Source organism: Burkholderia contaminans (genome assembly GCF_029633825.1).
Classification (GTDB): domain Bacteria; phylum Pseudomonadota; class Gammaproteobacteria; order Burkholderiales; family Burkholderiaceae; genus Burkholderia; species Burkholderia contaminans.
In genome coordinates, this window is sequence record NZ_CP090640.1 from 1,780,828 (window position 1) to 1,806,552 (window position 25,725).

Annotated in this window: 20 protein-coding genes; 8 read left to right on the forward strand and 12 right to left on the reverse strand. The window is 67.8% G+C overall.

Annotated elements, in window-relative coordinates:
- Nucleotides 1-67 precede the first annotated feature (67 nt).
- From LXE91_RS08335 to LXE91_RS08360, 6 genes are all read right to left on the reverse strand, one after another.
- On the reverse strand, nucleotides 68-1,369 hold the full coding sequence (locus LXE91_RS08335; RefSeq protein WP_039361417.1) for a THUMP domain-containing class I SAM-dependent RNA methyltransferase: 1,302 nt from the start codon (nucleotides 1,367-1,369) through the stop codon (nucleotides 68-70).
- A gap of 165 nt (nucleotides 1,370-1,534) precedes the next feature.
- Nucleotides 1,535-3,658: a site-specific recombinase gene (locus LXE91_RS08340; RefSeq protein ID WP_039361415.1), complete on the reverse strand. Its 2,124-nt coding sequence runs from the start codon at nucleotides 3,656-3,658 to the stop codon at nucleotides 1,535-1,537.
- 472 nt (nucleotides 3,659-4,130) lie between these two features.
- The gene (locus LXE91_RS08345; protein ID WP_039361412.1) at nucleotides 4,131-4,859 is read right to left on the reverse strand and encodes a PqiC family protein; all 729 of its coding nucleotides are present in this window, start codon (nucleotides 4,857-4,859) and stop codon (nucleotides 4,131-4,133) included.
- A complete protein-coding gene (locus LXE91_RS08350) occupies nucleotides 4,856-6,475 on the reverse strand; it encodes a PqiB family protein (RefSeq protein WP_039361410.1) in 1,620 nt (539 codons plus the stop codon). The genes LXE91_RS08345 and LXE91_RS08350 overlap by 4 nt, the downstream gene beginning before the upstream one ends.
- A complete protein-coding gene (locus LXE91_RS08355) occupies nucleotides 6,468-7,097 on the reverse strand; it encodes a paraquat-inducible protein A (RefSeq protein WP_039361408.1) in 630 nt (209 codons plus the stop codon). Before LXE91_RS08355 ends, LXE91_RS08350 begins: the two co-directional genes overlap by 8 nt.
- Nucleotides 7,094-7,759: a paraquat-inducible protein A gene (locus tag LXE91_RS08360; RefSeq protein WP_039361406.1), complete on the reverse strand. Its 666-nt coding sequence runs from the start codon at nucleotides 7,757-7,759 to the stop codon at nucleotides 7,094-7,096. Before LXE91_RS08360 ends, LXE91_RS08355 begins: the two co-directional genes overlap by 4 nt.
- Before the next feature lie 257 nt (nucleotides 7,760-8,016).
- Here LXE91_RS08360 and LXE91_RS08365 point away from each other — a divergent pair, with 257 nt between their 5' ends.
- From LXE91_RS08365 to LXE91_RS08380, 4 genes are all read left to right on the forward strand, one after another.
- Nucleotides 8,017-8,577: a cytochrome b gene (locus LXE91_RS08365; protein ID WP_039361403.1), complete on the forward strand. Its 561-nt coding sequence runs from the start codon at nucleotides 8,017-8,019 to the stop codon at nucleotides 8,575-8,577.
- 8 nt (nucleotides 8,578-8,585) lie between these two features.
- Nucleotides 8,586-9,146 carry a YceI family protein gene (locus tag LXE91_RS08370; protein ID WP_006482463.1) on the forward strand — a complete coding sequence of 187 codons (561 nt, stop codon included), beginning with the start codon at nucleotides 8,586-8,588 and terminating at the stop codon, nucleotides 9,144-9,146.
- 65 nt (nucleotides 9,147-9,211) lie between these two features.
- Nucleotides 9,212-9,793 (forward strand): YceI family protein, encoded by a 582-nt coding sequence (locus tag LXE91_RS08375; protein ID WP_039361400.1) that lies wholly within the window; start codon nucleotides 9,212-9,214, stop codon nucleotides 9,791-9,793.
- A 194-nt stretch (nucleotides 9,794-9,987) separates the two neighbouring features.
- The gene (locus tag LXE91_RS08380) at nucleotides 9,988-11,265 is read left to right on the forward strand and encodes an MFS transporter (protein WP_039361398.1); all 1,278 of its coding nucleotides are present in this window, start codon (nucleotides 9,988-9,990) and stop codon (nucleotides 11,263-11,265) included.
- A 19-nt stretch (nucleotides 11,266-11,284) separates the two neighbouring features.
- Here LXE91_RS08380 and LXE91_RS08385 read toward each other — a convergent pair whose 3' ends face one another.
- From LXE91_RS08385 to queA, 6 genes are all read right to left on the reverse strand, one after another.
- Nucleotides 11,285-12,901, reverse strand: coding sequence for a S41 family peptidase (locus LXE91_RS08385; protein WP_220497421.1), 1,617 nt, complete (start codon nucleotides 12,899-12,901; stop codon nucleotides 11,285-11,287).
- A 204-nt stretch (nucleotides 12,902-13,105) separates the two neighbouring features.
- On the reverse strand, nucleotides 13,106-14,056 hold the full coding sequence (secF, locus tag LXE91_RS08390; protein ID WP_039361396.1) for a protein translocase subunit SecF: 951 nt from the start codon (nucleotides 14,054-14,056) through the stop codon (nucleotides 13,106-13,108).
- A 16-nt stretch (nucleotides 14,057-14,072) separates the two neighbouring features.
- Nucleotides 14,073-16,091: a protein translocase subunit SecD gene (secD, locus tag LXE91_RS08395; protein WP_039361394.1), complete on the reverse strand. Its 2,019-nt coding sequence runs from the start codon at nucleotides 16,089-16,091 to the stop codon at nucleotides 14,073-14,075.
- A 106-nt stretch (nucleotides 16,092-16,197) separates the two neighbouring features.
- The gene (gene yajC / locus LXE91_RS08400; RefSeq protein ID WP_006476868.1) at nucleotides 16,198-16,521 is read right to left on the reverse strand and encodes a preprotein translocase subunit YajC; all 324 of its coding nucleotides are present in this window, start codon (nucleotides 16,519-16,521) and stop codon (nucleotides 16,198-16,200) included.
- 256 nt (nucleotides 16,522-16,777) lie between these two features.
- Nucleotides 16,778-17,965, reverse strand: coding sequence for a tRNA guanosine(34) transglycosylase Tgt (tgt, locus tag LXE91_RS08405; protein ID WP_039361392.1), 1,188 nt, complete (start codon nucleotides 17,963-17,965; stop codon nucleotides 16,778-16,780).
- Between the two features lie 213 nt (nucleotides 17,966-18,178).
- On the reverse strand, nucleotides 18,179-19,246 hold the full coding sequence (queA, locus tag LXE91_RS08410; RefSeq protein ID WP_039361390.1) for a tRNA preQ1(34) S-adenosylmethionine ribosyltransferase-isomerase QueA: 1,068 nt from the start codon (nucleotides 19,244-19,246) through the stop codon (nucleotides 18,179-18,181).
- Nucleotides 19,247-19,413: 167 nt separating this feature from the next.
- Here queA and recG point away from each other — a divergent pair, with 167 nt between their 5' ends.
- The 4 genes from recG to katG all read left to right on the forward strand — a co-directional run bounded on the left by recG (nucleotide 19,414) and on the right by katG (nucleotide 25,638).
- Nucleotides 19,414-21,744, forward strand: a complete 2,331-nt coding sequence (gene recG / locus LXE91_RS08415) for an ATP-dependent DNA helicase RecG (protein ID WP_039361388.1) — start codon at nucleotides 19,414-19,416, stop codon at nucleotides 21,742-21,744.
- A 125-nt stretch (nucleotides 21,745-21,869) separates the two neighbouring features.
- Complete coding sequence (locus LXE91_RS08420) at nucleotides 21,870-22,829, forward strand: hydrogen peroxide-inducible genes activator (protein ID WP_039361386.1); 960 nt, start codon at nucleotides 21,870-21,872, stop codon at nucleotides 22,827-22,829.
- A 393-nt stretch (nucleotides 22,830-23,222) separates the two neighbouring features.
- Nucleotides 23,223-23,351 carry a hypothetical protein gene (locus LXE91_RS08425; RefSeq protein ID WP_256093559.1) on the forward strand — a complete coding sequence of 43 codons (129 nt, stop codon included), beginning with the start codon at nucleotides 23,223-23,225 and terminating at the stop codon, nucleotides 23,349-23,351.
- Between the two features lie 100 nt (nucleotides 23,352-23,451).
- Nucleotides 23,452-25,638, forward strand: coding sequence for a catalase/peroxidase HPI (katG, locus tag LXE91_RS08430; RefSeq protein WP_039361383.1), 2,187 nt, complete (start codon nucleotides 23,452-23,454; stop codon nucleotides 25,636-25,638).
- Nucleotides 25,639-25,725 lie beyond the last annotated feature (87 nt).

Genomic DNA, 25,725 nt, shown 5'->3' on the forward strand with positions numbered 1-25,725 from the left:
CGAAGCACCGACGCGCGCCGGCAGCATGCGCGGGCGCCGCGCCGGCGGCCCCGCGCGACGGTGAGGCTTACGCGTCGCCTTCCGGCGTGGCCGGGCGCGCCTTCACGCTGCCGGCGATCAGGTCGAAGCGGAACAGCCGGCATTCGAGCGCGCCGTTGAACAGCGGCGTCTTCGCCGATTCGCGCAGCCGCAGCTGGCCCGGCAGCGAACGGTCGGACGTCAGCAGGAACGCCTGCCAGCCCGTGAAGCGCTGCTTCAGCGCATCGCCGAGCGCGTTGAAGAACTCGCTGTCGGGTGCGTCGGTGTGGGTACGGCGGAATGCGTCGTCGTTGCCGCGGTTGCGGCCCGTCTCGCGCACCTCGCCGCGCGCGCTGCGGCCGCGCACTTCGATCCGCTCGCCGTACGGCGGGTTCGCGAGGATGATGCCCGGGCCGTCGCACGGCGGCGTCATCCCGCGCGCGTCGACCTGCTTGAGCCATACCGACGGCACGCCTGCACGCTCGAGGTTCGCGCGCGCCTTCTCGAGCATGTCGCCGGAGATGTCGCTGCCGTACACGCCGAGCGCTTCGCCGCGTTTGCCGCGCGCCGCGCGCTTCGCGTCCAGCGCGGGGACCTTCAGCCCTTGCCACGCGGTGATGTCGTACTGCTTGAGTTTCTCGAAGCCGAACCGGCGCTCGACGCCCGGCGCGACGCCGAGCGCGATCTGCGCGGCTTCCGCGAGGAACGTGCCGCTGCCGCACATCGGGTCGTACAGCGCGGTGCCGGGCGTCCAGCCCGTCAGGCGGAGGATGCCGGCCGCGAGGTTTTCGCGCAGCGGCGCCGCGCCCTTGTCGAGACGCCAGCCGCGCTTGAACAGCGGCTCGCCCGACGTGTCGAGGTACAGCGTGCACTCGCCCGCCGTCAGGAAGGCGAACACGCGCACGTCCGGCGCACCGGTGTCGATGCTCGGGCGCGCGCCGGTCTTGTCGCGCATCCGGTCGCAGATCGCGTCCTTCACGCGCAACGTCGCGAATTCGAGGCTCTTCAGCGGGGACTTGATCGCGGTGATGTCGACGCGCAGCGTCTGCGTCGCCGCGAACCAGCGCTCCCACGGCTGCTCGAGCGCGAGCGCGTAGACGTCCTGCTCGTTGCGGTACGCGCGGTGCGCGATCTTCAGCAGGACCCGGCTCGCGATCCGCGAATGGAGGTTCGCGGCCATGCCGGCGGCCCAGCCGCCGCTGAAGTGGACGCCGCCCGGCACCTGCGCGCCCGCGGTGAACGGCGCGCCGTTCAGATGGCGGCCGGCGATTTCGGCCAGCTCGGCGGCAAGCGCCGCTTCGAGGCCGCGCGGGCAGGGAGCGAAGAATTCGTACAGGGTGGGCGAGGACATAAGGCGGGTGAGGACGTGCAAAAGTCCACTATTGTACGCGGCGCGGGCGGCCGGGGCCGGCGTTGCGTCGCGTTTCGGTGCTGCGGCGCGGGGCGGGACGCCGCACAGGCGTGCCAGCAGGCCGCGCGGCGGTGCCCGGGCGGGCACCGCCATGCCGCTGCGGGCTCAGTGTGAGCCCGGCTGGCCGGCGCGCGCGGCCTGGCCGCTGCCCGGCCAGAACAGCGCGAGCGGATTCGACAGCACCGTCCGGACGATCGCGGCGACGAGCGCGCGCACCTTGGTGCGGCGCAGGCTGCGCGAGCGCACGGCCATCGTGAACGCGAGCGCGAAGCTCACGAGCACGTTGAGGATCGCCATGCTGAGCACGCCGGCGCAGGCCCACCACAGCTCGGGTGTGCCGAGCGCACCCTTGCCCAGCACGCCGAGCGCGATGCCGATCGAGCCGGCCGACAGCGTCACGTGCCGCACCTCGAACGGGAACAAGATCACGGTGACGATCGCCGGAACGAGGCCGAGCATCAGGCCGAGCCCGACGTTCGCGACCACGCCGGCCACGTTCGACCGGCAGAAGTGCGCGAGCTTCGCGGCACCGGCCTTGCCGAGCGTGAGGCGCAGCCGGCGGTTGTACGTGAGCGCGTCGCCGACCCGGTGCAGCACGAACCAGTTGTCGGCCCAGCCGGCGAGCAGGCTCGACGCCCACAGCAGCACGCCGGTCAGCGCCGCGTAGAGCGGCGTCGGGCCGAGCAGCGAGAACGAGTGCAGCGTCGCATGCGCCTTCTCCGGCGAGATCAGGTTCGCGTGCAGCAGGTTGCCGGCGAACAGCTGCACCAGCAGGCACACGGGCAGCACGACGAGCACGTTGCCGGAAATCGCGGCGGCCTGCGTGCGGATCAGCGCGATCACCGACGCGACGAACGCCTTCACGCCTTCCTCGTTGCCGGTGTCGTCGAGCTCGCGCGCGAGGGTCGGCGCGGTCATCGCGGGCTGCTTGGTCGCGAGCGTGAAATGCAGGAAGTGCATCAGCATGAAGCTGGCCGCGTAGTTGACGCCCGCAAGCAGCCCTTCGAGCATCGACTGCAGGTGCGCGCCCGTGATCGCGAACTTCACGCACACGGTCACGACGGTGACGAGGCCGCCGCCCGCGGCCATCCGCAGCATCTTCAGGTACTCGGCGCGACCGCGCGAGATGTAGTGCTCGCCGGTGTCCGCGTTGGTCTCGACGAGCTTGCGCGCGAACAGCGAGAAGTTGCTGCGCACGAGGTGCGACACGCTCTGGCTGTTGTGGTTCGCGTCGACGAGCTCGGCCGTCAGGTGCGCCATGCCGTGCAGGTCGTCGCGCGCCATCCACGCGTTCAGCAGCATCTCGGCGCGCACGATGCGCATGCGCATCCGTTCGACCTGGAACACGATGTCGACCGATACGCCGTTGCGGTACAGGTGCGAGAACACGTCGTCGACGGCGATCCGGCATTCGTCGAGCAGCACGCGCAGGTAGTTCACTTCGTGCAGCAATTTGCTCGGGTCGCCGCCGTCCTCGACGGCCGCATGCGCGGTCTCGACCGCGAGCATCGCACGCGTGAGGCGGTAGAACGGCTGCGTTTCGAGCGGCTTGCGTGCATCGTCGTCGGACAGCCGGCTGCGCACCGTCTGCGACAGGCCGGTCGAGCTGATCTGGCAGGTCAGATTGTGCAGCGCGGCCAGCAGGTCGCGCGAGAACGAGCCCGGCTCGTGGCGCTCTTCGTCGGTGACGTCGAACGAGAGCAGTTCGGCGAGGCGCGTGAGGAGATCGTCGGGCAACGCGTCGATCCATTGCGCGTCTTCCGGCGTCGGGAACATCAGCGTGAAGAGCGCCGACAGCTCGCGGCGGTTCGGCGCGGGCGGGATCAGCGACGAGTCGATCCGCTCGAACAGCGCGCCGAAGAACCCCGAGTGCACGGGCATGCCGGCGTCGCACAGCAACGAAATGCCGTCGCACTCGCGCAGGATGCCGCGCAGGATGCGCGCGGCGTGGGTTTTCCACGCGGGATTGCGATCGAGCACGTGGAACAGGTAGCGCAACCGCGCATGGGCCGGATACGCGCGCGCATCGGCGTCGCGATCGGCCGGCGCGTCGTGCGCGGCCTGCATCGTGCCGGTGCGGCGCAGCCAGTGCGCGAGCTCGATCAGCCATTCGCTGCGCTCGGCGTACGACGCATCGGCGTCGGCATGCGCGAGCAGCGCATCGAGCTGGTGACCGGCATTGCGCGACGCGCGCCACTTCTTGATCAGGGTCGTCAGGGAACGAAACATAAACGGAATAGCGAAAGCCCTCGGCGGGCGGGTTCGGGATGCCGGCCGGGGAAACGGCGCGGCGCCGGGGAGAACGGGTGAGACGGGGCCGGTTGCCGGACGATGCGCGGCGACCCGCGATGCGGCTGCCCCGCTGCGGTGCACGCCGATCGCGTGCGGGCGCCGGGAGGCACGGCAGTCGGGCCGAACGCGGCCCGGCGGCGCTGGCCGGCGCGCACGACGAACGGCGCGAGCCGGAAAGTGCGTAGGATCGTCAATCGGGCCGGAAAACGCAAGCCGACCGTATGGCATGGCGCCGGTTCCGGCCGACTTTGACAAACAATGCAAAGCGGCCTTTTGGCCGATGAGCGTGATGGGGGCGGGCGGCGCCGCAACGCCGGCGGCGGCCAGCGCGTTGGCGACGGTCCCGGTCACGCCGCCCGAAACCGCGCCGGCGAGCCTGCCGCCGAGTGCTCGCCTTCGCCCTGCCTGCTTACGCGCCGGACTTGCCCGTTGCGCCGGCGTCGCCGCCGGAGGTCGGGTTGGCCGGGCACGGCACGACCGGCGCGGTGGCCGTCCTGCTGCCGGCAGCGGGCGCCGTGGCAGCCGCAGTGCCGCGTCGCGCGGCCATCGCGCGCACGCCGGCCGCGGCTTGCGTGGCAATCACGTCGAGCGCGCGCCGGTGGCCGGCGACGAGCGCGTCGTAGCCGTCGGCAACGGGTTCCGCGACACTCGTGCGGCACGTCATCACGGCCTGCGTGGCGAGCGAGCGCACGCTCCACACGGCGTCGACCGCCGCGCGCCTGGCCGGCCACGATTCGAAACGCTGCACGTTCACGCTGATGCGATACACGGGCACGCCGGGCGGGTACGCGGAATTCGCGACGTCGATCGTGCCGAGCTGCGCGGCGAGATCGTCCGACAGCGCACGGCGGATCTCGTCGGCGGGCGGCGACGCCCAGCGTTCCTGCTCGAGCACGTCGACCTGCGCGGCGTTCTTCTGCACGACCAGCTGGCTCTTCGCGACCTGCTCGGGCACGCTGACCGCCGGCACCTCGATCAGGAATGCCGGGTTGGCCGGCGCGGTACGCAGCGGCGTCGCGGCGTCGGCCGGGCTGAGCGTGTAGAACCGCGCGGGCGGCGAGCTGCACGCGGTGAGCGCGAGGGCGGCGATAGCCGCCGCCGCGCCGCTCGCGAAACCGTTCACGCGTGTCGTCGTCATTGTTTATCTCCTGGCTTGCCCTTGAGCAGCGATTCGGGGTGGCGCTCCAGATAGTCGGCGAGCGCGTTCAGCGATTGCAGCGTGCGCGTGAGTTCCTTCAGCGCGCCGCGCACGTCGGACTGCAGCGGCGAATCCTGCTGCAGCGTCGCCTCGGCGGTCGAGAAGGTCTGCTTCGCGGCCGACAGCGTGTCGCGCGCTTCCGGCGCGACCTGCGTGTCGAGCTGCTTGAACAGCTTGTCCGCGTTCGCGAGCGCGCTGTTCAGGTTCGCGCCGATCTGGTCGAACGGCACCTTGTCGAGCTTCTTCGCGATGTCGGCGACCTGCAGCTGCAGCTCGTCGAGCGTGTTCGGCACGGTCGGCAGCTCGAGCGGCTGGCGCGCCGTGTCGATCTTCACGGCCGGTGCCTTCGGGAAGAAGTCGAGCGCGACGTACAACTGGCTCGTCAACAGGTTGCCGGTGCGCAGCTGGCCGCGCAGCCCGTGCTGGACGAGCCGCTCGACGATCTCGCGGCGCGCCTGGTCGCCCTTGCTCTCGATCGTCTCGCGGAAGCGGCGGCCGAGGCGTTCCGGATACACGTTCATCGTCACCGGCATCAGGAAGTTCTTCGTCTTCGGATCGAAGTCGATGCCGATATTCGTCACTTCGCCGAGCACGATGCCGCGGAAGTCGACCGTCGCGCCGACCGCGAGCCCGCGCAGCGACTGGTTGAAGTTCATCACGACCTGCAGCGGCTGGCCGTCCGGGTCGCGCATCGCGTCGCCCTCGTCGGACGCGAGGCGGAACGTCGTGTTGTTCGGCGCCGTCGCGCCGGTGCCCTGGTTCGGCGGCGTCTGGAACGCGATGCCGCCGAGGATCACCGTCGCGAGCGACTGCGTGTTCAGCTTCAGGCCGCTCGAGTCGAGCCGCAGGTCCACGCCGCTTGCCTGCCACCAGCGCGAGTTCACGCCGACGTACTGGTCGTACGGCGCATTGACGAACACGTTGAACGTGACGCCCGTGCCGTCCTTGTCGAGCGAGAAGCCGACCACCTGGCCGACCTGCACGCGGCGGTAGTAGACCGGCGAGCCGATGTCGACCGAGCCGAGCGAATCGCCGCGCAGCACGTACTGCGTGCCTTTCTGGTCGCCCGTGACGGCGGGCGGCGTCTCGAGGCCCGTGAAGTCGGTCAGCGTATCCTCCGAGCGCCCGGCGTCGACGCCGATGTACGCGCCCGACAGCAGCGTGCCGAGCCCCGACACGCCGGTCGCGCCGACGCGCGGCCGCACGATCCAGAAGCGCGAGCCCTTGACCGCGAAGTCCTCCGCTTCCTTCTTGAGCTGCACCTGGACGAGCACGCGCGACAGATCCTTCGACAGCTTGATCGTCTTGACCATGCCGATCTCGACGTCCTTGTACTTGACCTGGGTCTTGCCGGGCTCGAGCCCTTCGGCGCTGTGGAAGCTGATCGTGATTTCCGGGCCGCGCTCGCGCACGGACTTGATCACGAGGCCGATGCCGATCAGCGCGGCGATCAGCGGCACGAGCCAGACGAGCGACGGCAGCCACCCGCTTTTCGTCGAGATCGTCGGATCGGGCGGCCGGGGCGCGTCGTGCTGCGGGCCTTGTGGACTATTCATGGTGATTCCCTGAGGTTTCGACTGGATCCCAGATCAGGCGGGGATCGAACTGCATCGATGCGAGCATCGTCAGGATCACGACGGAACCGAACGCGAGCGCGCCGGGGCCGGCCGTGATGATGGCGAGCGAACGAAAATGGACGAGCGCGACGGTCAGCGTCACGACGAAGATGTCGAGCATCGACCAGCGGCCGATGCGCTCGACGATCCGGAACAGGCGCGTGCGCTGCAGCGGCCGCCAGGCGGCGCGGCGCTGCGCACTGATCACGAGGATCAGCAGCACGCCGAGCTTGAGCATCGGCACGAGGATGCTCGCGACGAACACGACGACGGCGAGCGGCCAGTCGCCGGAGACCCAGAAATAGATCACGCCGCTCATGATCGTGTCTTCCTGCGAGCCGACGATCGACGCGGTGCGCATGATCGGCAGCAGGTTCGCGGGAATGTAGAGGATCGCGGCGGCGAGCAGCAGCGCCCACGTGCGCATCAGGCTGTTCGGCGTGCGGAAATGGAGCACGCTGCCGCAGCGCGCGCAGTGTGCGTGCGGATGGTCGAGCGTCTGCACGAGGCCGCATGCGTGGCAGCTGGCGTAGCCCTCGCGGGCGGCGGTCGGGATCGTCATCGGCGGGCGGCTTCCGGCAGCGGGGCGGCATCGTCGGGCTGCCCGGGCGAGCGGCCGGCGCGCAGATCGTCGGCGATGTCCCACAGCGTGCGCGGATCGAACATCAGCACGACGGCGATCATCAGCGTAAGCGCGGCGAATGCGAACAGCGCGGCCTCGGGAACGACCCTTGCGAGACTCACCATCTTCACGATCGTGACGAGGATGCCGAGCATGAACACCTCGATCATGCCCCACGGCCGCACGAGCTCGATCGCGCGCAGCACCAGGTTGAAGCCGGGCGGTACGACGCCGCGCCGTATCGGCAGCAGCAGGTACAGCAGCGCGGACATCTCGACGAGCGGGAACAGCACGGTCGAGCAGAACACCATCACGCCGACGATCGCCATGTCCTGGTGCCACAGCGAATCGATCGCGCCGATCAGCGTGGTCTGCACGCGGTTGCCGTTCACGTCCATTTCGAGGATCGGAAACGCCTGCGCGATCGAGAACGTGATCAGCGCCGCGAGCGCGAGCGCGCAGATCCGCTCGATCTGCGCGGTGCTGTTGCGATAGAGCAGTGCATCGCAGCGCGGGCAGCGTGCGATTTCACGTCCGCTCAGGCGCGGTTTGTGCAACAGTGCGTCGCACTCGTGGCAGGCAATCAGGTCGTTTCGTTGCATGGAAAAGGCAGTGGTGCGACGGCTGGGGAGACACGTCGACGGGGCCGGAACCCGCGCCAATCTTACCAAAAGGCCTTTTTCGGCGTGTCAACGATCTCGCGTTCAGTGACTGATCGGTAACATGACAGGAAGCTGTCAGCCGGCTGGCGGGCCTGTCTTCAGAGTCCGCGCGCGTCAAAAGGTTGCGGTAGCATGGCGCCCTTGACACGCGTCGGACGAATGCCGGCGCGGCCGTTCGCTGAACTGAGGAATCCAAGATGGCATCGAAATCGCTGCCGGCGGTGCCGGCACGCTACGCGCATACCGCGATCGCACTGCACTGGCTGATCGCGCTGCTGATCGTCTGCGGCTTCGCGCTCGGCTGGGTAATGACGGACATTCCCGGCTTCACGCCGACCAAGCTGAAGTACTTCTCGTGGCACAAGTGGATCGGCGTGACGGTGTTCGCGCTGGCCGTCGTGCGCGTGCTCTGGCGTGCGACCCACGTGCCGCCGGCACTGCCGGGCGGTACGCCCGCGTGGCAGCGCGCGGCGTCGCACGGCGTGCACATGCTGCTGTACGTGCTGATGATCGCGATTCCCGCGACGGGCTATCTGTACAGCTCGGCGTCGAACATCCCGGTCGTCTATCTCGGCATCGTGCCGCTGCCGCGGCTGATCGACCCCGATCCGGCGCTCAAGGAAACCTTCAAGACGCTGCATGTGTCTTTGAATTACATTCTGCTTGCACTCGTCGCGATGCACGTGCTCGCGGCGCTCAAGCACCAGCTGTTGGACCGCGACGGCCTGCTGTCGCGCATGCTTCCCTTTGCCAAATGAAGGATCCCATGAAAGTGTCTTTCTCCCGCTCCATGCTGACCGCGTTCGCCGCGGCGGCGCTTGTCGCGTCGGGCGCGGCGCATGCCGACGTCGATCTCGCGAAGAGCAAGGTGTCCGCCGTGTCGAAGCAGATGAACGTGCCGACCGAAGGCGCGTTCAAGAAGTTTTCCGCGCAGGTGAAGTTCGACCCGGCGAAAGCTGCGCAGGGCAGCGCGCAGATGACGATCGACGTCGCGAGCTTCGACCTCGGCGACAAGATGTACAACGACCAGGTCGCCGGCAAGGACTGGTTCGACGCGAAAACCTATCCGCAGGCGACCTTCGTGTCGTCGGCGATCGCGCCGGCCGGCGGCAACAAGTACAACGTGACGGGCAAGCTGACGATCAAGGGCAAGGCCGAGACCGTCACGGTGCCCGTCACGGTCGCGCAAAACGGCGCGACGCAGACCTTCGACGGCGTGCTGCCGATCAAGCGTTCGGCCTTCAACGTCGGTACCGGCGAGTGGAAGGACACGTCGATCGTCGCGGACGAAGTGCAGATCAAGTTCCATCTCGTCGCCACGAAGTAAGCGGCGGGTTGCCGCCTCAACTGAATGCCGCGCGAGGGCGCGGCGCCGTTCCCAGGAGAAAAAGTTTGAAAAAGCATCTGATCATCGCCGCCGGCGCGCTGGCCGCTTCGCTGTCGTTCTCGGCATTTGCCGACAGCGCAACGTATCAGTTCGACCCGAGCCACACGTACCCGAGCTTCGAGGCTGACCACTTCGGCGGCCTGTCGGTCTGGCGCGGCAAGTTCGACAAGTCGAGCGGCACCGTGACGCTCGACCGCGCGGCGAAGACGGGCACCGTCGACGTGACGACCGACATCGCGTCGATCCACACCGGCAGCGCGAAGCTCGACGAGCACCTGCAGACGGCCGAATTCTTCGATGCAGCGAAGTTCCCGCAGGCGAACTACAAGGGCACGATCAAGTTCGACGGCGACAAGCCGGTATCGGTGGTCGGCAACCTGACGCTGCACGGCGTCACGAAGCCGCTGACGCTGAAGATCGATTCGCTCAAGTGCATGCCGCACCCGATGCTCAAGCGTGAAGTGTGCGGTGTCGACGCCGTCGGCGAATTCAGCCGCGACGATTTCGGCCTCGACTACGGCAAGCAGTACGGCTTCAAGATGAAGACGAAGCTGCTGATCACGGCCGAAGCGGTCAAGCAGCAGTAAGACTTCCCGGCGAGGCCGGCCGTCGCGCCGACCGCCGCGGGCAAACCGCCGCGCTCCCGTCACCGGGGGCGCGGCGGTTTTTTTTGCGCGCCTATAATCGCCCGAGCGCAGCATGCGGCCATGCGGCGCCGGGCAGGCCGACGGCGCGCGGGCGGCCGCCCCGAACAGAACGTACAACGACAAGGAGATCACCGATGCATGCCGTCACGCAGTCCAGCTCCATTGCTTCGTCGCCGCGCGTGTGGCGCGCGGTGGTCGCCGCGTCGATCGGCAATGCGCTCGAGTGGTTCGATCTCGTCGTCTACGGCTTCTTCGCGGTGACGATCTCGAAGCTGTTCTTCCCGGCCGGCAACGACACCGTGTCGCTGCTGCTCACGCTCGGCACGTTCGGCGTGTCGTTCTTCATGCGCCCGCTCGGCGCGATCGTGCTCGGCGCGTATGCCGACCGCGCGGGCCGCAAGGCCGCGCTCACGCTGTCGATCCTGCTTATGATGGGCGGCACGCTGATCATCGCGGTGCTGCCGACGTACGAGACGATCGGCGTCGCGGCGCCGGTGATCCTCGTCGCCGCGCGGCTGATGCAGGGCTTCTCGGCCGGCGGCGAGTTCGGCAGCGCGACTGCGTTCCTCGCCGAGCACGTGCCGGGCCGGCGCGGCTTCTTCGCGAGCTGGCAGGTCGCGAGCCAGGGGCTCACGACCCTGCTCGCCGCCGGCTTCGGCACCGTGCTGAACGCGCAGCTCACGGCCGCGCAGATGGCGTCGTGGGGCTGGCGCGTGCCGTTCTTCTTCGGCCTGCTGCTCGGGCCGGTCGCGTACTACATCCGCACGAAGGTCGACGAGACCCCCGAGTTCCTCGCGGCGGAAGGCACCGCGAACCCGCTGCGCGACACGTTCGCATCGCACAAGGCGCGCCTCGTCGCCGCGATGGGCGTGGTCGTGCTAGGCACCGTCGCGACCTATCTCGTGCTGTTCATGCCGACCTACGGCGTAAAGCAGCTCGGCCTCGCGCCGTCGGCCGCGTTCGCGGCGATCCTCGTCGTCGGCGTGATCCAGATGGCGTTCGCGCCGCTCGTCGGCCACTGGTCGGACACCTACGGCCGCGTACGCGTGATGATCGCGCCGGCCGTCGGCATCCTCGTGCTGATCTACCCGGCATTCGCTTACCTGAACGCCCATCCGGGCTTCGGCACGCTGATCGCGCTGCAGGTGCTGCTCGCGTTCCTGATGACGGGCTACTTCGCGGCGCTGCCGGGTTTGCTGTCCGAAGTGTTTCCGGTGCAGACGCGCACGACCGGGATGTCGCTCGCGTATAACGTGGCGGTGACGATTTTCGGCGGCTTCGGGCCGTTCATCATCGCGTGGCTGATCAAGGCGACCGGGATGAAGACCGCGCCGAGCTTCTACCTGATGTTCGCGGCCGTGCTGAGCCTCGTGGCGCTGGTCGTGCTGCGCAGGCGGTTCGGCTTCCGGTGACAGGACGGGGCGGCGCGCGTCAGTTGCCGGTGCGCTCGCATACGGGTTGTGCCGGCATCAACTGCGGTCTGGCTTCGACGGTCCGCACCGGGCGCCCGGCGAGCGCCGCAAGCGCCTGGCCGAGCTGCCAGTCGGTTGCCGTGCCGAACTCGCGCTGCGGCAGCGCCGCGCTCTTCGCCGTATCGATCTTCGCGAGCGCACGCTGCTCGCGCAACTTCTGCCGTTCCTTGCGCACCTTCGCGAACGGATCGGGCGCCAGCCGGTCCGCATACGGCGCACGGGCGAGATCGGCTTCCCGGTACCACAGCAGCACGCCGTCGATGTCCGAGTCGCGACGCGGCGGCACGAGCCAGTCCGGCACGACGCCGTAGCCGTCCATCGGGCAGCCGTTCGGCCGCAGGTTGCGCGCGTACGTGAAATTCAGGCGCGTGCCGTCGATCAGGTCGACGCCCGTTTGCGCGAGCCCCTTCCCGTAGGTCGGCATGCCGAGCAGCTTCGCGCGGCCGAGATCCTTCAGCGCCGCCGCGGTCGCTTCGGCGGCCGATGCGCTCTGTCCGTCGACGAGTACGACGAGCGGCACGGTGCGCCACCAGTCGTCGGCCTGCAGCGGCGCGAGCGGATCCTGGCCGTGCATGACCGGCAATTCGTAGTCGGGCCAGTTGGTCGTGTAGCGGCGGCGGTTGGCGTCGCCGCGCTCGACTGTCACCATCGCGGTGCGGTCGCGTCCCGCGAACAGCGCGGTGATGCCGATCGCCGCATTGAGTGCGCCGCCGCCGTTGATGCGCAGGTCGAGAATCACGCCTTTCACCGGCGGCCCCGCGTGGCGGGCGGCCTGTATCGCGTCGACGTAGTCGCCGACCGCCGGCTCCGGGAAGCTCGACAGCCGCGTGTACAGGATGTCGCCGTCGAGCCGTTTCGCGGTCGCCGGATGCGGCTTGAGGATCGTTCGCACGGGCGCGAAGCTCAGCACCGCGTGCGACGGGCCGCGCTGGACCGTGAGCTTCAGCGGCACGCCTGCGTCGCCCTTGGCGAGTTTGGTCAGGTCGGCGGCATCGATGCCGACGACGCTCGTATCGTTCATCGCGACGACGAGATCGTCGGGGCGCACGCCGGCTTTTTCCGCGGGCGCGTCGGGAATCACGTCGACGATGTGCAGCCCGTCGGGCCGCGTCTCGAACACGATGCCGATGCCGGGCGTGCCGTCGCGCGCGCGACGTTCGTCGTCGCGCCGCTCCTGCTCCTCCTTCGCGTCGAAGAAACGCGCGTACGGCAGCGTCTTGATTCCCGCGTGGGTCGTTGCGTCGAGCAGCGCGCCGATGTCGATGTCGGTCAGGTGCTGTTTCTTGAGCAATTCGACGGCCGCCTTGAGCTCGCAGATCTGCGGCTCCCAGTCGGGCGGGCAGGGCGAGGGCGGCTGGACCTTGGCGGGCGACGCGGCGGGTGCGGAAGCGGTAGAGGCGGCAGAAGCGGCGGAAGCGGCAGAAGCGGCAGAAGTGGCAGAAGCGGCAGAAGCGGCAGAAGCGGGCGGGGCGGACGCCGGCTGTTGCGCATCGGCGGACGACATGCACGGCAGGAGCGTGGCCGTGACGGCAGCGCAAACGGCAAGGCGAAGAACGACACGTGTGGGAGGCATCATCGGGGCCGCGCATTTGAACGGAGGGCGAAGGTGCTGTTCCGCCGACGCACGGCCGGCGGGCGGCGCGGCGGACGGTCACGATTGTAGCCGACGCGCGTGACGGGGCAGGGCGAGCGGGCGGCGCGATGCACGGCAGTGGTGCGGGCATGAAAAAAGCCGGCCCAACCGGGCCGGCTTTTGGTCTGTGCCGAAGCAGCGTGGCGCTTAAACCTGCGCGCCTGCGTTCGGATCGTCCGGATCGTGCGCGGACTTCTTTTCCTTGATCAGGTCTTCGCGCTTGATGCCGAGCCACATCGCGAGCGAACCCGCGACGAACACCGACGAGTAGATGCCGAACATGATGCCGACCGTCAGCGCGAGTGCGAAGTAGTGCAGCGTCGGGCCGCCGAAGAAGAACATCGACAGCACCATCATTTCGGTCGACGTGTGCGTGATGATCGTACGCGACATCGTGGTCGTGATCGCGTGGTTGATCACTTCCTGCACGCTCATCTTGCGCTCGCGGCGGAACGTTTCGCGGATCCGGTCGAAGATGACGACCGACTCGTTGACCGAGTAGCCGAGCACCGCGAGGATCGCCGCGAGCACCGCCAGCGAGAACTCCCACTGGAAGAACGCGAAGAAGCCGAGAATGATCACGACGTCGTGCAGGTTGGCGATGATGCCGGCCACCGCGTACTTCCACTCGAAGCGGAACGACAGGTAGATCACGATGCCGATCACGACGCACGCGAGCGCGAGCAGGCCGTCGGTCGCGAGCTCCCGGCCGACCTGCGGGCCGACGAACTCGACGCGTTGCAGCGTGACGTCCGGGTTCTGCGCCTTCAGCGCGCCCATCACCTGGTCGCTCTGCTGCGCGGACGTGAGGCCTTCCTTCAGCTGCAGGCGGATCAGCACGTTGCGCGACGTGCCGAAGTTCTGCACCTGCGCGTCGGCATAGCCGAGCTTGCCGAGCGTCGCGCGCACGGGCTCGAGCTCCGCGGCCTGCTGGTACTGCACCTCGATCACCGTCCCGCCGGTGAATTCGACGGACAGGTGCAGCCCGCGGTGGAACAGGAAGAACACGGCGGCGAGGAACGTGACCAGCGAGATCACGTTGAACACCAGCGCGTGCCGCATGAACGGAATGTCTTTACGGATGCGGAAAAATTCCATGGTCTTCTCCGGGGCCTTATTGGGTCGAGCCCGGTTTCTTCGGCGACACGCCTTGCTGCGCGCGGTTGCGCAGCTGCGGCTTGCCGGCGCGCGGCGCGTTGCCCTTCGCGGGGGCAGCGAGCTTCGCGGCGCGTGCGGTGTCGGTCGATTCGTCGGCGTCGGTGAACGACGCGGCGGCAGCGCCTTCCGGCTTCCACACCTGGCCGATCGCGAGCGACTTCAGCTTCTTGCGGCCGCCGTACCAGAGGTTGACGATCCCGCGCGAGAAGAACACCGCGGAGAACATCGACGTCAGGATACCGAGGCAGTGCACGATCGCGAACGCGCGAACCGGGCCCGAGCCGAACGCAAGCAGCGCGAGGCCGGCGATCAGCGTCGTGACGTTCGAGTCGAGAATCGTCGCCCACGCATGCGCGTAGCCGGACTGGATCGCGAGTTGCGGCGGCTGGCCCGCGCGCAGTTCCTCACGCACGCGCTCGTTGATCAGCACGTTCGAGTCGATCGCCATACCGAGCGCGAGCGCGATTGCGGCGATACCCGGCAGCGTCAGCGTCGCCTGCATCAGCGACAGCACGGCGACCAGCAGCAGCAGGTTCACCGACAGGCCGATCACCGAGATCACGCCGAACAGCATGTAGTACGCGATCATGAACACGGCGATCGCGCAGAAGCCCCAGATCACCGAGTGGACGCCCATCTTGATGTTGTCCGCGCCGAGGCTCGGGCCGATCGTGCGTTCCTCGATGATGTCCATGGGCGCTGCGAGCGAACCGGCGCGCAGCAGCAGCGCGAGGTCGGCCGCGGCCTGCGGCGTCGGCTGGCCCGTGATCTGGAAGCGGTCGCCGAGTTCCGACTGGATCGTCGCGACCGTCAGCACTTCGCCCTTGCCCTTCTCGAACAGCACCATCGCCATCGGCTTGCCGATGTTCTCGCGCGAGACTGCGCGCACTGAGCGGCCGCCCGCCGAATCGAGGCGGATGTTGACCGACGGACGCTGGTGATCGTCGAAGCCGGCCGACGCATCGATGATGCGGTCGCCCGTGAAGATCACGTCCTTCTTCAGCAGCACCGGCGCCTGGTTGCCCTGCGTGAACAGCTCTTCACCCGGCGGCACCGGGTCGTTCGGGTTCGGGTGCGTGTTGATCGGGTCGGCAAGGCGCGCTTCGAGCGTCGCGGTGCGGCCGATGATGTCCTTCGCCTTCGCGGTGTCCTGCACGCCCGGCAGCTCGACGACGATACGGTCGCTACCTTGCTGCTGCAGGATCGGCTCGGACACGCCGAGTTCGTTCACGCGGTTGTGGAGCGTCGTCAGGTTCTGCTTGAGCGCGGCGTCCTCGACGGACTTTTGCACGGCCGGCGTGAACGTGCCGACGACCTGCGTGCCGCCGCCGCCGGGCTGGGTCGCCCATTGCAGCTCGGTGATCGACAGCGCGAGGAGCTTGCGGGCGTCTTCCGCCGTCTGCGCATCGCTGAAGTTGACGACCACGGACTGGTCGACGCGGCTCACGCCGCCGTCGCGGATGTTCTTGTCGCGCAGCAGCGTGCGCGCGTCGGACGCGTCGGAATCGAGCTTCTTCGTCAGCGCGCCCGTCATGTCGACCTGGAGCAGGAAGTGGACGCCGCCACGCAGGTCGAGGCCGAGATACATCGGCAGTGCGTGCAGGGAGGTCAGCCAGCGCGGCGACGCGCTCTGCAGGTTCAGGGCGACGACGAATTGCGGATCGTTCGGGTCGGCGTTCAGCGACTTCTGCAGCAGGTCCTTGACGCGCAGCTGCGTATCGGTGTCCTTCAGGCGCACGCGGATGTTCGCGCCGGTCGCCGTGTTCTCGAAGGTGACGTCGTCCGGCGTGATCTGCGCGGACGCGAGCGCCGATTCGACCTGGGTCAGCGTGGTCGAGTCGAGCTTGACCGTGGCCTTGCCGCTCGACACCTGCACCGCCGGCGCTTCGCCGAAGAAGTTGGGCAATGTGTACAGAAGGCCGATGGCGAGCGCCACGACCATCACGACATATTTCCAGAGTGGATAACGATTCATGAGGGAGCCGAACGGGTGGTTGGCGTGAAAGCGTCGCGTCCGGCGCCGCGGCGGCCCGCTCTCTCAGGCGGGCACGGCGCGGGGAGCCGGACGCTCGGTGAAGGGCTTACAGCGACTTGATCGTGCCCTTCGGCAGAATGGTCGTGACCGCGGCCTTCTGCACGGTGATTTCGGTGCCTTCGGCGATTTCGACGCCGATGTAGCCTTCGGTGACCTTGGTCACCTTGCCGACGAGGCCGCCGCTCGTGACGACTTCGTCGCCTTTGGCCATGGCCGCGAGCATGTTGCGGTGCTCCTTCTGACGCTTCATCTGCGGACGGATCATGATGAAGTAGAGCACGGCAAACATCAGGATGAGCGGCAGGAAGCTCATCAGGCTCGATTCGGCGCCACCGGCACCTTGGGCGAACGCGTTGGAAATGAACGGCACGTTGGTCTCTCCGTAGGGGAAGATCGAAAAATAAGCCGGTTATTCTACCACCGGCCCCATGCGCAAACGGCTCGGCAAATGCGCTTTCGGATCAAGCTGTTAAAGCGCGAACCGGTACCGTTGCGACTTGTATGGAAAGGCAATTGTAATGTTTGTTGGATCCGGGCGGCAGTTGGGACTCAATTGTTTAGGACGAGTCCCACCAGATTGTCGATCCGTATAGTGTTTGTCCTATCAAGGGCGGTCCGACCGCCGGTCAGTCGACCCCTCTGGCGCGATCCTCCGCGAAGCGCTGGCGGAACGCGTCGAACGTGTGGGTCTCGATCGCTTCGCGAATCTCGCTCATCAGCTGCAGGTAGTAGTGCAGGTTGTGGATCGTGTTGAGCTGTGCGCCGAGGATCTCGCCGACGCGGTGCAGGTGATGCAGGTAGCCGCGCGAGAAGTTCTGGCACGTGTAGCACGTGCAGCTCGCGTCGAGCGGCTTCAGCGAATTCTTGTGCGTCGCGTTGCGGATCTTCACGTCGCCGAAGCGCGTGAACAGCCAGCCGTTGCGCGCGTTGCGGGTCGGCATCACGCAGTCGAACATGTCGATGCCGTTCGCGACGCCCTCGACCAGATCCTCCGGCGTGCCGACGCCCATCAGGTAGTGCGGCTTGTTGGCCGGCAGCTTCGGGCCGACGTGCTGCAGCACCCGCATCATGTCTTCCTTCGGCTCGCCGACCGACAGCCCGCCGATCGCGAGGCCGTGGAAGCCGAGTTCGGCGAGGCCCGCGAGCGATTCGTCGCGCAGGTCCTCGAACATCCCGCCCTGGACGATCCCGAACAGCGCGTTCGGGTTGCCGAGCCGGTCGAACTCGTCGAGCGAGCGCTTCGCCCAGCGCAGCGACATGCGCATCGAGTCGGCCGCTTCCTTGTGCGTGGTCGGCACGCCGTTGGTCGCGTACGGCGTGCACTCGTCGAACTGCATCACGACGTCGGAGTTCAGCACCTTCTGGATCTGCATCGACACTTCCGGCGACAGGAACAGCTTGTCGCCGTTGATCGGCGACGCGAACGTCACGCCGTCCTCGGTGATCTTGCGCAGGTCGCCGAGCGAGAACACCTGGAAGCCGCCCGAGTCGGTCAGGATCGGCTTGTTCCAGCCCATGAAGCCATGCAGGCCGCCGTGCGCGTCGATCGTGTCGAGGCCCGGGCGCAGCCACAGGTGGAACGTATTGCCGAGGATGATCTGGGCCTTGATCTCGTGCAGCTCGCGCGGCTGGATCGCCTTCACGGTGCCGTACGTGCCGACCGGCATGAAGATCGGCGTCTCGACCACGCCGTGGTTGAGCTTCACGCGGCCGCGGCGCGCATGGCCGTCGGTCGTCAGCAGTTCGAATTCGAGCCCGTTCGCCGGGCGGTCCTGCACGGGGGCGTGCGTATCGTGGGATGAACCTTCGGTCATCGAGTCATTCTCCTTGCTACCGGGCTGCTCTGCATGGGACCAGAGTAACCGCTAAAGCGCTAACTCTGGATCGCAAGTCCGGCGCATGTTGGAAACGCTGCCGAGAAACCGGCGGCGGGGAAAAGCGGGTGCGCGCAAAAGCGTCGCGCACACAAAGGGAAAACGGCGCTGCGCTGCAACGGCGGCCGCGCGGGCCGTCGCGCCCGCCTTGCTTTACGCGCCCGGCGCCTCCGGCACGTCGCGCCGCGTGAGCAGCATCGCGTCGCCGTAGCTGAAGAAGCGGTAGCGCTCGTCGATCGCGTGCCGGTACGCGGCGCGGATCGTCTCGACGCCTGCGAACGCGGACACCAGCATCAGCAGCGTCGACTTCGGCAGATGGAAGTTCGTGACGAGCCGGTCGACCACGCGGAAACGATAGCCGGGCGTGATGAAGATGTCGGTTTCGGCCTGCGTCGCCGCGAGCGGGCGGCCCGCTTCGTCGGCCGAGCGCGCCGCGGCTTCGAGCGCGCGCATCGACGTCGTGCCGACCGCGATCACCTTGCCGCCGCGAGCACGGGTCGCGGCGATCTTGTCGACGAGCGACTGCGGCAGGTCGTACCACTCGCTGTGCATCTTGTGCTCGGCGATGTTGTCGACGCGCACCGGCTGGAACGTGCCGGCGCCGACGTGCAGCGTGAGTGTCGCGCGTTCGACGCCCGTCGCGTCGAGGCGGTCGAGCATCGGCTGGTCGAAGTGCAGCCCGGCCGTCGGCGCGGCGACCGCGCCCGGGTTGCTCGCGTAGACGGTCTGGTAGCGCGTCTCGTCGGTCGCGTCCGGATCGTGCTCGATATAGGGCGGCAGCGGCAGGCGGCCGTACTGCTCGATCAGGTCGAGGCACGGCGCGGGGAAGTTCAGCGTGAAGAACGGGTCGACGCGTTCGCCGACCGTCACGTCGAACGCATCGGCGAGCCGCAGCGTCGTGCCGGCGCCCGGCGACTTGCTCGCGCGGATTTGCGCGAGCGCCGTGTGCGTGCCGGTCACGCGCTCGATCAGCACCTCGATCTTGCCGCCGCTCGCCTTCTGGCCGAAGAAGCGCGCCTTCAGCACCTTGGTATCGTTGAAGACGAGCAGGTCGCCGGCCGCGATGCACGACGGCAGCTCGGTGAAATGACGGTCGATGAGGCGTGCGGGCGCGACGGTGCCGTCGACCTCGAGCAGGCGGCTCGCGGTGCGATCGGGCAGCGCGGTTTGTGCAATCAGCTCGGGCGGCAGATTGAAATCGAAATCGGAAAGCGTGAACATGCGGGCTGGTTCGAAACGGCCGGCGGGCGTCGCCGGCAGGGCGGAAACGCGTAAATGGGGCGCGCGAGCCGCTATGATGGCGGGATGCGCGGCCTAGCCGGCGTCGTTCGTTCGGACGACGTGAAAGCCGCTATTGTACTTGCCTTGAGAAGCACCCAGACGATCCGATGCCTGTGTCACCACGCCGTTCCCCCGCTGCCGTTGCCGATTCCGCCGATCCGTTCGACGCGGAGGATGTCGCGCCGCCCGCGCAAGGCGCGGGGGAGCGTGCTTCCGCGCCGCGCGCCGCGCCGCGCCGCGCCGGCCCGAGGCGCGGCGCCGACGGCAGGCTCGCGCAGCCGGCCGCCGCCGCGCCCGATGCCGATGGCGCCGCTGAAATCGACACGGCAGGCGCGGGCGGCGCGAAGCGCAAGAAGAAGCCCGCCGCCGACAAACCCGTGAAGACCGTCGACAAGCTCGCGAAGCTCGGCCTTACGCGCTCGATCGATCTCGTGCTGCATCTGCCGATGCGCTACGAGGACGAAACCACGCTCACGCCGATCGGCGAGCTGCTGCCGGGCGGCATCGCGCAGACCGAAGGCGTCGTGTTCGACAACGAGGTCGCGTACCGGCCGCGCCGCCAGCTGGTCGTGAAGATCCAGGACGAAGACGGCGAGCACCTCGTGCTGCGCTTCCTGAATTTCTACGGCTCGCAGGTCAAGCAGATGGCCGTCGGCCAGCGGCTGCGCGTGCGCGGTGACGTGCGCGGCGGCTTCTTCGGGATGGAGATGGTGCATCCGGCGGTGCGTGTCGTCGAAGCGGATGCGCCGCTGCCGCAGGTGCTCACGCCCGTCTATCCGAGCACGGCCGGCGTGTCGCAGGCCTATCTGCGCAAGGCGATCGAGAACGCGGTCGAGCGCACGCCGCTGCCCGAGCTGCTGCCGCCCGAGATCCAGCGCGACTATCTGAAGCCGCTCGACGTGCCGACGCTCGAGCAGGCGGTGCGCATCCTGCACCACCCGCGCGTCGATTCGGACGAAGCCGCGCTGATGGACGGCTCGCATCCGGCGTGGACGCGCATCAAGTTCGAGGAGCTGCTCGCGCAGCAGTTGTCGCTCAAGCGCGCGCACGAGGAGCGCCGCACGCGTGCGGCGCCCGCGATGCCGCGCCGCACCGCGAGCGATGCCGATGCATTGACGACCCGGCTCTACGCCGCGCTGCCGTTCACGCTGACGGGCGCGCAGGCGCGCGTCGTCGACGAAATCGCGAACGATCTTACCCTTGCGCACCCGATGCAGCGCCTGCTGCAGGGCGACGTCGGCAGCGGCAAGACGGTCGTCGCGGCGCTGGCCGCGACGCAGGCGATCGACGCCGGCTACCAGGCCGCGCTGATGGCGCCCACCGAAATTCTCGCGGAACAGCACGCGCGCAAGCTGCGCGCATGGCTGGAGCCGCTCGGCGTCACGGTCGCGTGGCTCGCGGGCAGCCTGAAGGCGAAGGAGAAGCGCGCGGCGATCGAGGCGGCCGCGCTCGGCACCGCGCAGCTCGTGATCGGCACGCACGCGATCATCCAGGACACGGTCGAATTCGCGCGGCTCGGCCTCGTGATCGTCGACGAACAGCACCGTTTCGGCGTCGAGCAGCGGCTTGCGCTGCGTGCGAAGGCCGCGAATGCGGCCAACGGCGCGCGCGATTTCCAGCCGCACCAGCTGATGATGTCGGCCACGCCGATTCCGCGCACGCTCGCGATGACGTATTACGCCGATCTCGAAGTTTCGACGATCGACGAGCTGCCGCCGGGCCGCACGCCCGTGCTGACGCGCCTCGTCGGCGATGCGCGGCGCGAGGAGGTGATCGCCCGCGTGCGCGAGGCCGCGCTGACCGGACGCCAGGTGTACTGGGTGTGCCCGCTGATCGAGGAGAGCGAGACGCTGCAGCTGCAGACGGCCGTCGAGACATACGAGACATTGGCCGCCGCGCTCCCGGAGCTGAAGGTCGGGCTCGTGCACGGCCGGCTGTCGCCGGCCGACAAGGCGGCCGTGATGGAAGCGTTCACGCGCAACGACGTGCAGCTGCTCGTCGCGACGACCGTGATCGAGGTCGGCGTCGACGTGCCGAACGCGTCGCTGATGGTGATCGAGCACGCGGAGCGCTTCGGTCTCGCGCAGTTGCACCAGCTGCGCGGCCGGGTCGGGCGCGGCACCGCGGCGTCGGTGTGCGTGCTGCTGTACACGGGGCCGCTGTCGCCGACGGGCCGCGAGCGGCTGAAGACGATGCGCGAGACGACCGACGGCTTCGAGATCGCACGGCGCGACCTCGAGATCCGCGGCCCCGGTGAATTCCTCGGCGCACGCCAGTCGGGCGCGGCGATGCTGCGCTTCGCGAACCTCGAGACCGACGGCTGGCTGATCGAACCGGCCCGCGAGGCCGCGACGCGGCTGATTGCCGCGTATCCCGAGATCGTCACGCAGCATCTCGCACGCTGGCTCGGCGCGCGGGAGCAGTACTTGAAGGCCTGATCCGCGGGTCGGGGCCGGATTTAAAACCGCCGTTTGAAGCATTCCGATGCAGAGAAACTTGGCGAACCGGTGTCACAGGGTGTATAAATTAAACCTATCGCCTGTATATCTCTGATTGACCCACAATGACGCTGACTGAATTGAAATACATCGTCGCGGTCGCGCGCGAACGGCATTTCGGCCGCGCGGCCGAAGCATGCTTCGTGAGCCAGCCGACGCTGTCGGTGGCGATCAAGAAGCTCGAAGACGAGCTCAACGTGCAGATTTTCGAACGCGGCGCGAGCGAAGTGAGCGTGACGCCGATCGGTGACCAGATCGTCACGCAGGCGCAGCGCGTGCTCGAGCAGACCTTCGCGATCAAGGAGATCGCGAAGCAGGGCAAGGATCCGCTGGTCGGCCCGTTCCGCCTCGGCGTGATCTACACGATCGGGCCCTATCTGCTGCCGACGCTCGTCAAGCAGATGATCCAGCGTGTCCCGCAGATGCCGCTGATGCTGCAGGAAAATTACACGCTGAAGCTGCTCGAACTGCTGAAGCAGGGCGAAATCGACGCCGCGATCATGGCGCTGCCGTTTCCGGAAACGGGTCTGATGGTTCGCCCGCTGTACGACGAACCGTTCGTTGTCGCGCTGCCGGCTGGTCATCCGTGGGAAAAGCGCCACGAAATCGACGCGGAGGATCTCAAGCAGGAAACCATGCTGCTGCTCGGCAACGGCCACTGCTTCCGCGATCACGTGCTCGGCGTGTGCCCGGAGCTGATGCGCTTCTCGCAGACGGCCGACGGCATCCAGAAGACTTTCGAGGGCTCGTCGCTCGAGACGATCCGCCACATGGTCGCAAGCGGCGTCGGCATCACCGTGCTGCCGCGGATGTCGGTCGCCGAGGTCGGCCCGCGCGCGAACGGCCCCGATGCCGAACTGCTGTCGTACGTGCCGTTCAACGAGCCGGTGCCCGACCGCCGCGTGGTGCTCGTGTGGCGCAAGAGCTTCACGCGGATGCCCGCGATCGACGCGATCAGCGACGCGATTTCCGCGTGCGAGCTGCCGGGTGTCGCGAAGCTCGACATGCCGGCGACGATGAACTGAGCACCCTGCGGCATGCGCGTGTGGCAGCACGATGAACGGGGTCTTGCGACCCCGTTTATTTTTCTCTATCGAATAGATAACATTTATCAAATTTAATCAATCGATAGATTTAGATAGAATCCTCAACATGGATCAGCGTGATGTCAACGACTGATCAGCACGTTGAATGCAAGCGTCAAAGGAGGATGTCATGATGCGGTCGGTATTGCAGCACGCGCAGCGGAACATCCCGTCGCGCGACGCGGTCGTACATCGCGCCAGGGCGGCGGTTCGCAGCCTGCGTCCGATTGCGTTCGCGTACCTGGCGGACCGTGTGTATGGCGGATGAGTGCCGCCGCACGCCGGTCCTGTGTTCCCCCGACTAACTGCCGCCGAGCCATGAGGGAGCATTGCATGTCCGATACCCGAAAAGCCGCCCGCCTCGCCGGCACGACGACTGCCGGCAGCCGCTTTCCCGAGCGCCCCGCCTGCGGCGCGTCGCTGCGGGAAAGCGGGTCGCAGGCCGCGCACGACGTCCCGTAGTACGACAGGAGGAACCGCCTGTTCCGTTTCATCCCCCCGCAATGCTCCACGAACCGCGCCTGGCACGTGGGGGCCTACGAGCAAGACAAGGAGAAAAAGCATGTCGAACGAAACGAAGTGCCCGTTCAACCACACCGCTGGTGGCGGCACGACGAACAAGGACTGGTGGCCGAATCAGCTGAACCTGAACGTCCTGCATCGGCATTCGGCGCTGTCCGATCCGATGGACCCGGATTTCGACTACGCCGAAGCATTCAAGAAGCTGGATCTCGAGGCGGTGAAGAAGGACCTGCACGCGCTGATGACGGCGTCGCAGGACTGGTGGCCGGCCGACTTCGGCCACTACGGCGGCCTGTTCGTCCGCATGGCCTGGCACAGCGCCGGCACGTACCGCACGGCCGACGGCCGCGGCGGCGCGGGCGGCGGGCAGCAGCGCTTCGCGCCGCTCAACAGCTGGCCTGACAACGTCAGTCTCGACAAGGCGCGCCGCCTGCTGTGGCCGATCAAGCAGAAGTACGGCCGCAACATCTCGTGGGCCGACCTGCTGATCCTGACCGGCAACGTCGCGCTCGAATCGATGGGCTTCAAGACCTTCGGTTACGCCGGCGGCCGCGTCGATACGTGGGAACCGGACGACGTGTACTGGGGTTCGGAAAAGATCTGGCTGGAACTGAGCGGCGGCCCGAACAGCCGCTACTCGGGCAAGCGCGAGCTCGAAAGCCCGCTCGCCGCGGTGCAGATGGGCCTCATCTACGTGAACCCGGAAGGCCCGGACGGCAACCCCGACCCGGTTGCCGCCGCGCACGACATCCGCGAGACGTTCGCGCGCATGGCGATGAACGACGAGGAAACGGTCGCGCTGATCGCGGGTGGCCACACGTTCGGCAAGACGCACGGCGCCGGTCCGGCCTCGAACGTCGGCCCCGAGCCGGAAGCCGCGGGCCTCGAAGAGCAGGGGCTCGGCTGGAAGAGCACGTTCGGCACGGGCAAGGGCAAGGATGCCATCACGAGCGGCCTCGAAGTCACGTGGACCTCGACGCCGACGCAGTGGAGCAACGACTTCTTCAAGCACCTGTTCAGCTACGAGTGGGAGCTCACGAAGAGCCCGGCCGGCGCGCACCAGTGGGTCGCGAAGGACGCAGGCGAAGTGATTCCGGATGCATTCGACGCGTCGAAGAAGCATCGCCCGACGATGCTGACGACCGACCTGTCGCTGCGTTTCGACCCGGCCTACGAAAAGATCTCGCGCCGCTTCTACGAGAACCCGGCCGAGTTCGCCGACGCGTTCGCACGCGCGTGGTTCAAGCTCACGCACCGCGACATGGGCCCGCGTTCCCGCTATCTCGGCCCGGACGTGCCGGCGGAACACCTGCTGTGGCAGGACCCGATCCCGGCGGTCGATCACCCGCTGATCGACGCCGCCGACGTCGCCGCGCTGAAGGCGAAGGTGCTTGCATCCGGTCTGTCGGTGTCGCAGCTCGTGTCGACCGCATGGGCGTCGGCTGCGACGTTCCGCGGGTCGGACAAGCGCGGCGGTGCAAACGGTGCGCGTATCCGCCTGGCGCCGCAGAAGGACTGGGAAGTGAACCGTCCGGCTGAACTCGCGAAGGTGCTCGAGACGCTCGAGGGCGTGCAGAAGGCGTTCAACGATGGGCAGACGGGCGGCAAGAAGGTGTCGCTGGCCGACCTGATCGTGCTGGCCGGTGCGGCCGGTGTCGAGCAGGCCGCGAAGAATGCGGGTATCGCAGTGACGGTGCCGTTCGCACCGGGCCGTGCGGATGCGTCGCAGGAAGAGACCGATATCGAAGCGATGGCCGTGCTCGAGCCGGTCGCGGACGGTTTCCGCAACTACCTGAAGCACGCATACAAGACGCCGGCCGAGGCGCTGCTGGTCGACAAGGCGCAACTGCTGACGCTGACCGCGCCCGAGATGACGGTGCTCGTCGGTGGCCTGCGCGTGCTGGGTGCGAACGCCGGCGATGCGAAGCATGGCGTGTTCACCGAGCGTCCGGAAGCGCTGACGAACGACTTCTTCGTGAACCTGCTCGACATGGGCACGGAATGGAAGCCGGTGTCGGCCGCGAACGACGTGTTCGAAGGGCGCGACCGCGCGACGGGTGCAGTCAAGTGGACGGGCACGCGCGTCGACCTGATCTTCGGCTCGCACTCGCAACTGCGCGCGCTGGCCGAGGTGTACGGCAGCGCCGATGCGAAGGAGAAGTTCGCGCACGACTTCGTTGCGGCCTGGAACAAGGTGATGAACCTGGACCGCTTCGACCTTGCGTAAGCGTCGCCGCGCAGTAGTGCGGTGAGGCAGTAACGTGAAACGGCCGGTCGCCCGACCGGCCGTTTCTCCCGACCTTGAGTTTTGTTG

Excerpts from the sequence above, each read along its gene's own strand:
- LXE91_RS08360 (WP_039361406.1), bottom strand. The coding sequence starts at position 7,759 with ATGCAACGAAACGACCTGATTGCCTGCCACGAGTGCGACGCACTGTTG.
- LXE91_RS08385 (WP_220497421.1), bottom strand. The coding sequence starts at position 12,901 with ATGATGCCTCCCACACGTGTCGTTCTTCGCCTTGCCGTTTGCGCTGCC.
- LXE91_RS08350 (WP_039361410.1), bottom strand. The coding sequence starts at position 6,475 with ATGAATAGTCCACAAGGCCCGCAGCACGACGCGCCCCGGCCGCCCGAT.
- LXE91_RS08335 (WP_039361417.1), bottom strand. The coding sequence starts at position 1,369 with ATGTCCTCGCCCACCCTGTACGAATTCTTCGCTCCCTGCCCGCGCGGC.
- secD (WP_039361394.1), bottom strand. The coding sequence starts at position 16,091 with ATGAATCGTTATCCACTCTGGAAATATGTCGTGATGGTCGTGGCGCTC.
- katG (WP_039361383.1), top strand. The coding sequence starts at position 23,452 with ATGTCGAACGAAACGAAGTGCCCGTTCAACCACACCGCTGGTGGCGGC.
- LXE91_RS08365 (WP_039361403.1), top strand. The coding sequence starts at position 8,017 with ATGGCATCGAAATCGCTGCCGGCGGTGCCGGCACGCTACGCGCATACC.
- LXE91_RS08425 (WP_256093559.1), top strand. The coding sequence starts at position 23,223 with ATGTCCGATACCCGAAAAGCCGCCCGCCTCGCCGGCACGACGACTGCC.
- recG (WP_039361388.1), top strand. The coding sequence starts at position 19,414 with ATGCCTGTGTCACCACGCCGTTCCCCCGCTGCCGTTGCCGATTCCGCC.
- tgt (WP_039361392.1), bottom strand. The coding sequence starts at position 17,965 with ATGACCGAAGGTTCATCCCACGATACGCACGCCCCCGTGCAGGACCGC.
- LXE91_RS08345 (WP_039361412.1), bottom strand. The coding sequence starts at position 4,859 with ATGACGACGACACGCGTGAACGGTTTCGCGAGCGGCGCGGCGGCGGCT.
- LXE91_RS08340 (WP_039361415.1), bottom strand. The coding sequence starts at position 3,658 with ATGTTTCGTTCCCTGACGACCCTGATCAAGAAGTGGCGCGCGTCGCGC.
- LXE91_RS08370 (WP_006482463.1), top strand. The coding sequence starts at position 8,586 with ATGAAAGTGTCTTTCTCCCGCTCCATGCTGACCGCGTTCGCCGCGGCG.
- LXE91_RS08355 (WP_039361408.1), bottom strand. The coding sequence starts at position 7,097 with ATGACGATCCCGACCGCCGCCCGCGAGGGCTACGCCAGCTGCCACGCA.
- queA (WP_039361390.1), bottom strand. The coding sequence starts at position 19,246 with ATGTTCACGCTTTCCGATTTCGATTTCAATCTGCCGCCCGAGCTGATT.
- LXE91_RS08380 (WP_039361398.1), top strand. The coding sequence starts at position 9,988 with ATGCATGCCGTCACGCAGTCCAGCTCCATTGCTTCGTCGCCGCGCGTG.
- secF (WP_039361396.1), bottom strand. The coding sequence starts at position 14,056 with ATGGAATTTTTCCGCATCCGTAAAGACATTCCGTTCATGCGGCACGCG.
- LXE91_RS08420 (WP_039361386.1), top strand. The coding sequence starts at position 21,870 with ATGACGCTGACTGAATTGAAATACATCGTCGCGGTCGCGCGCGAACGG.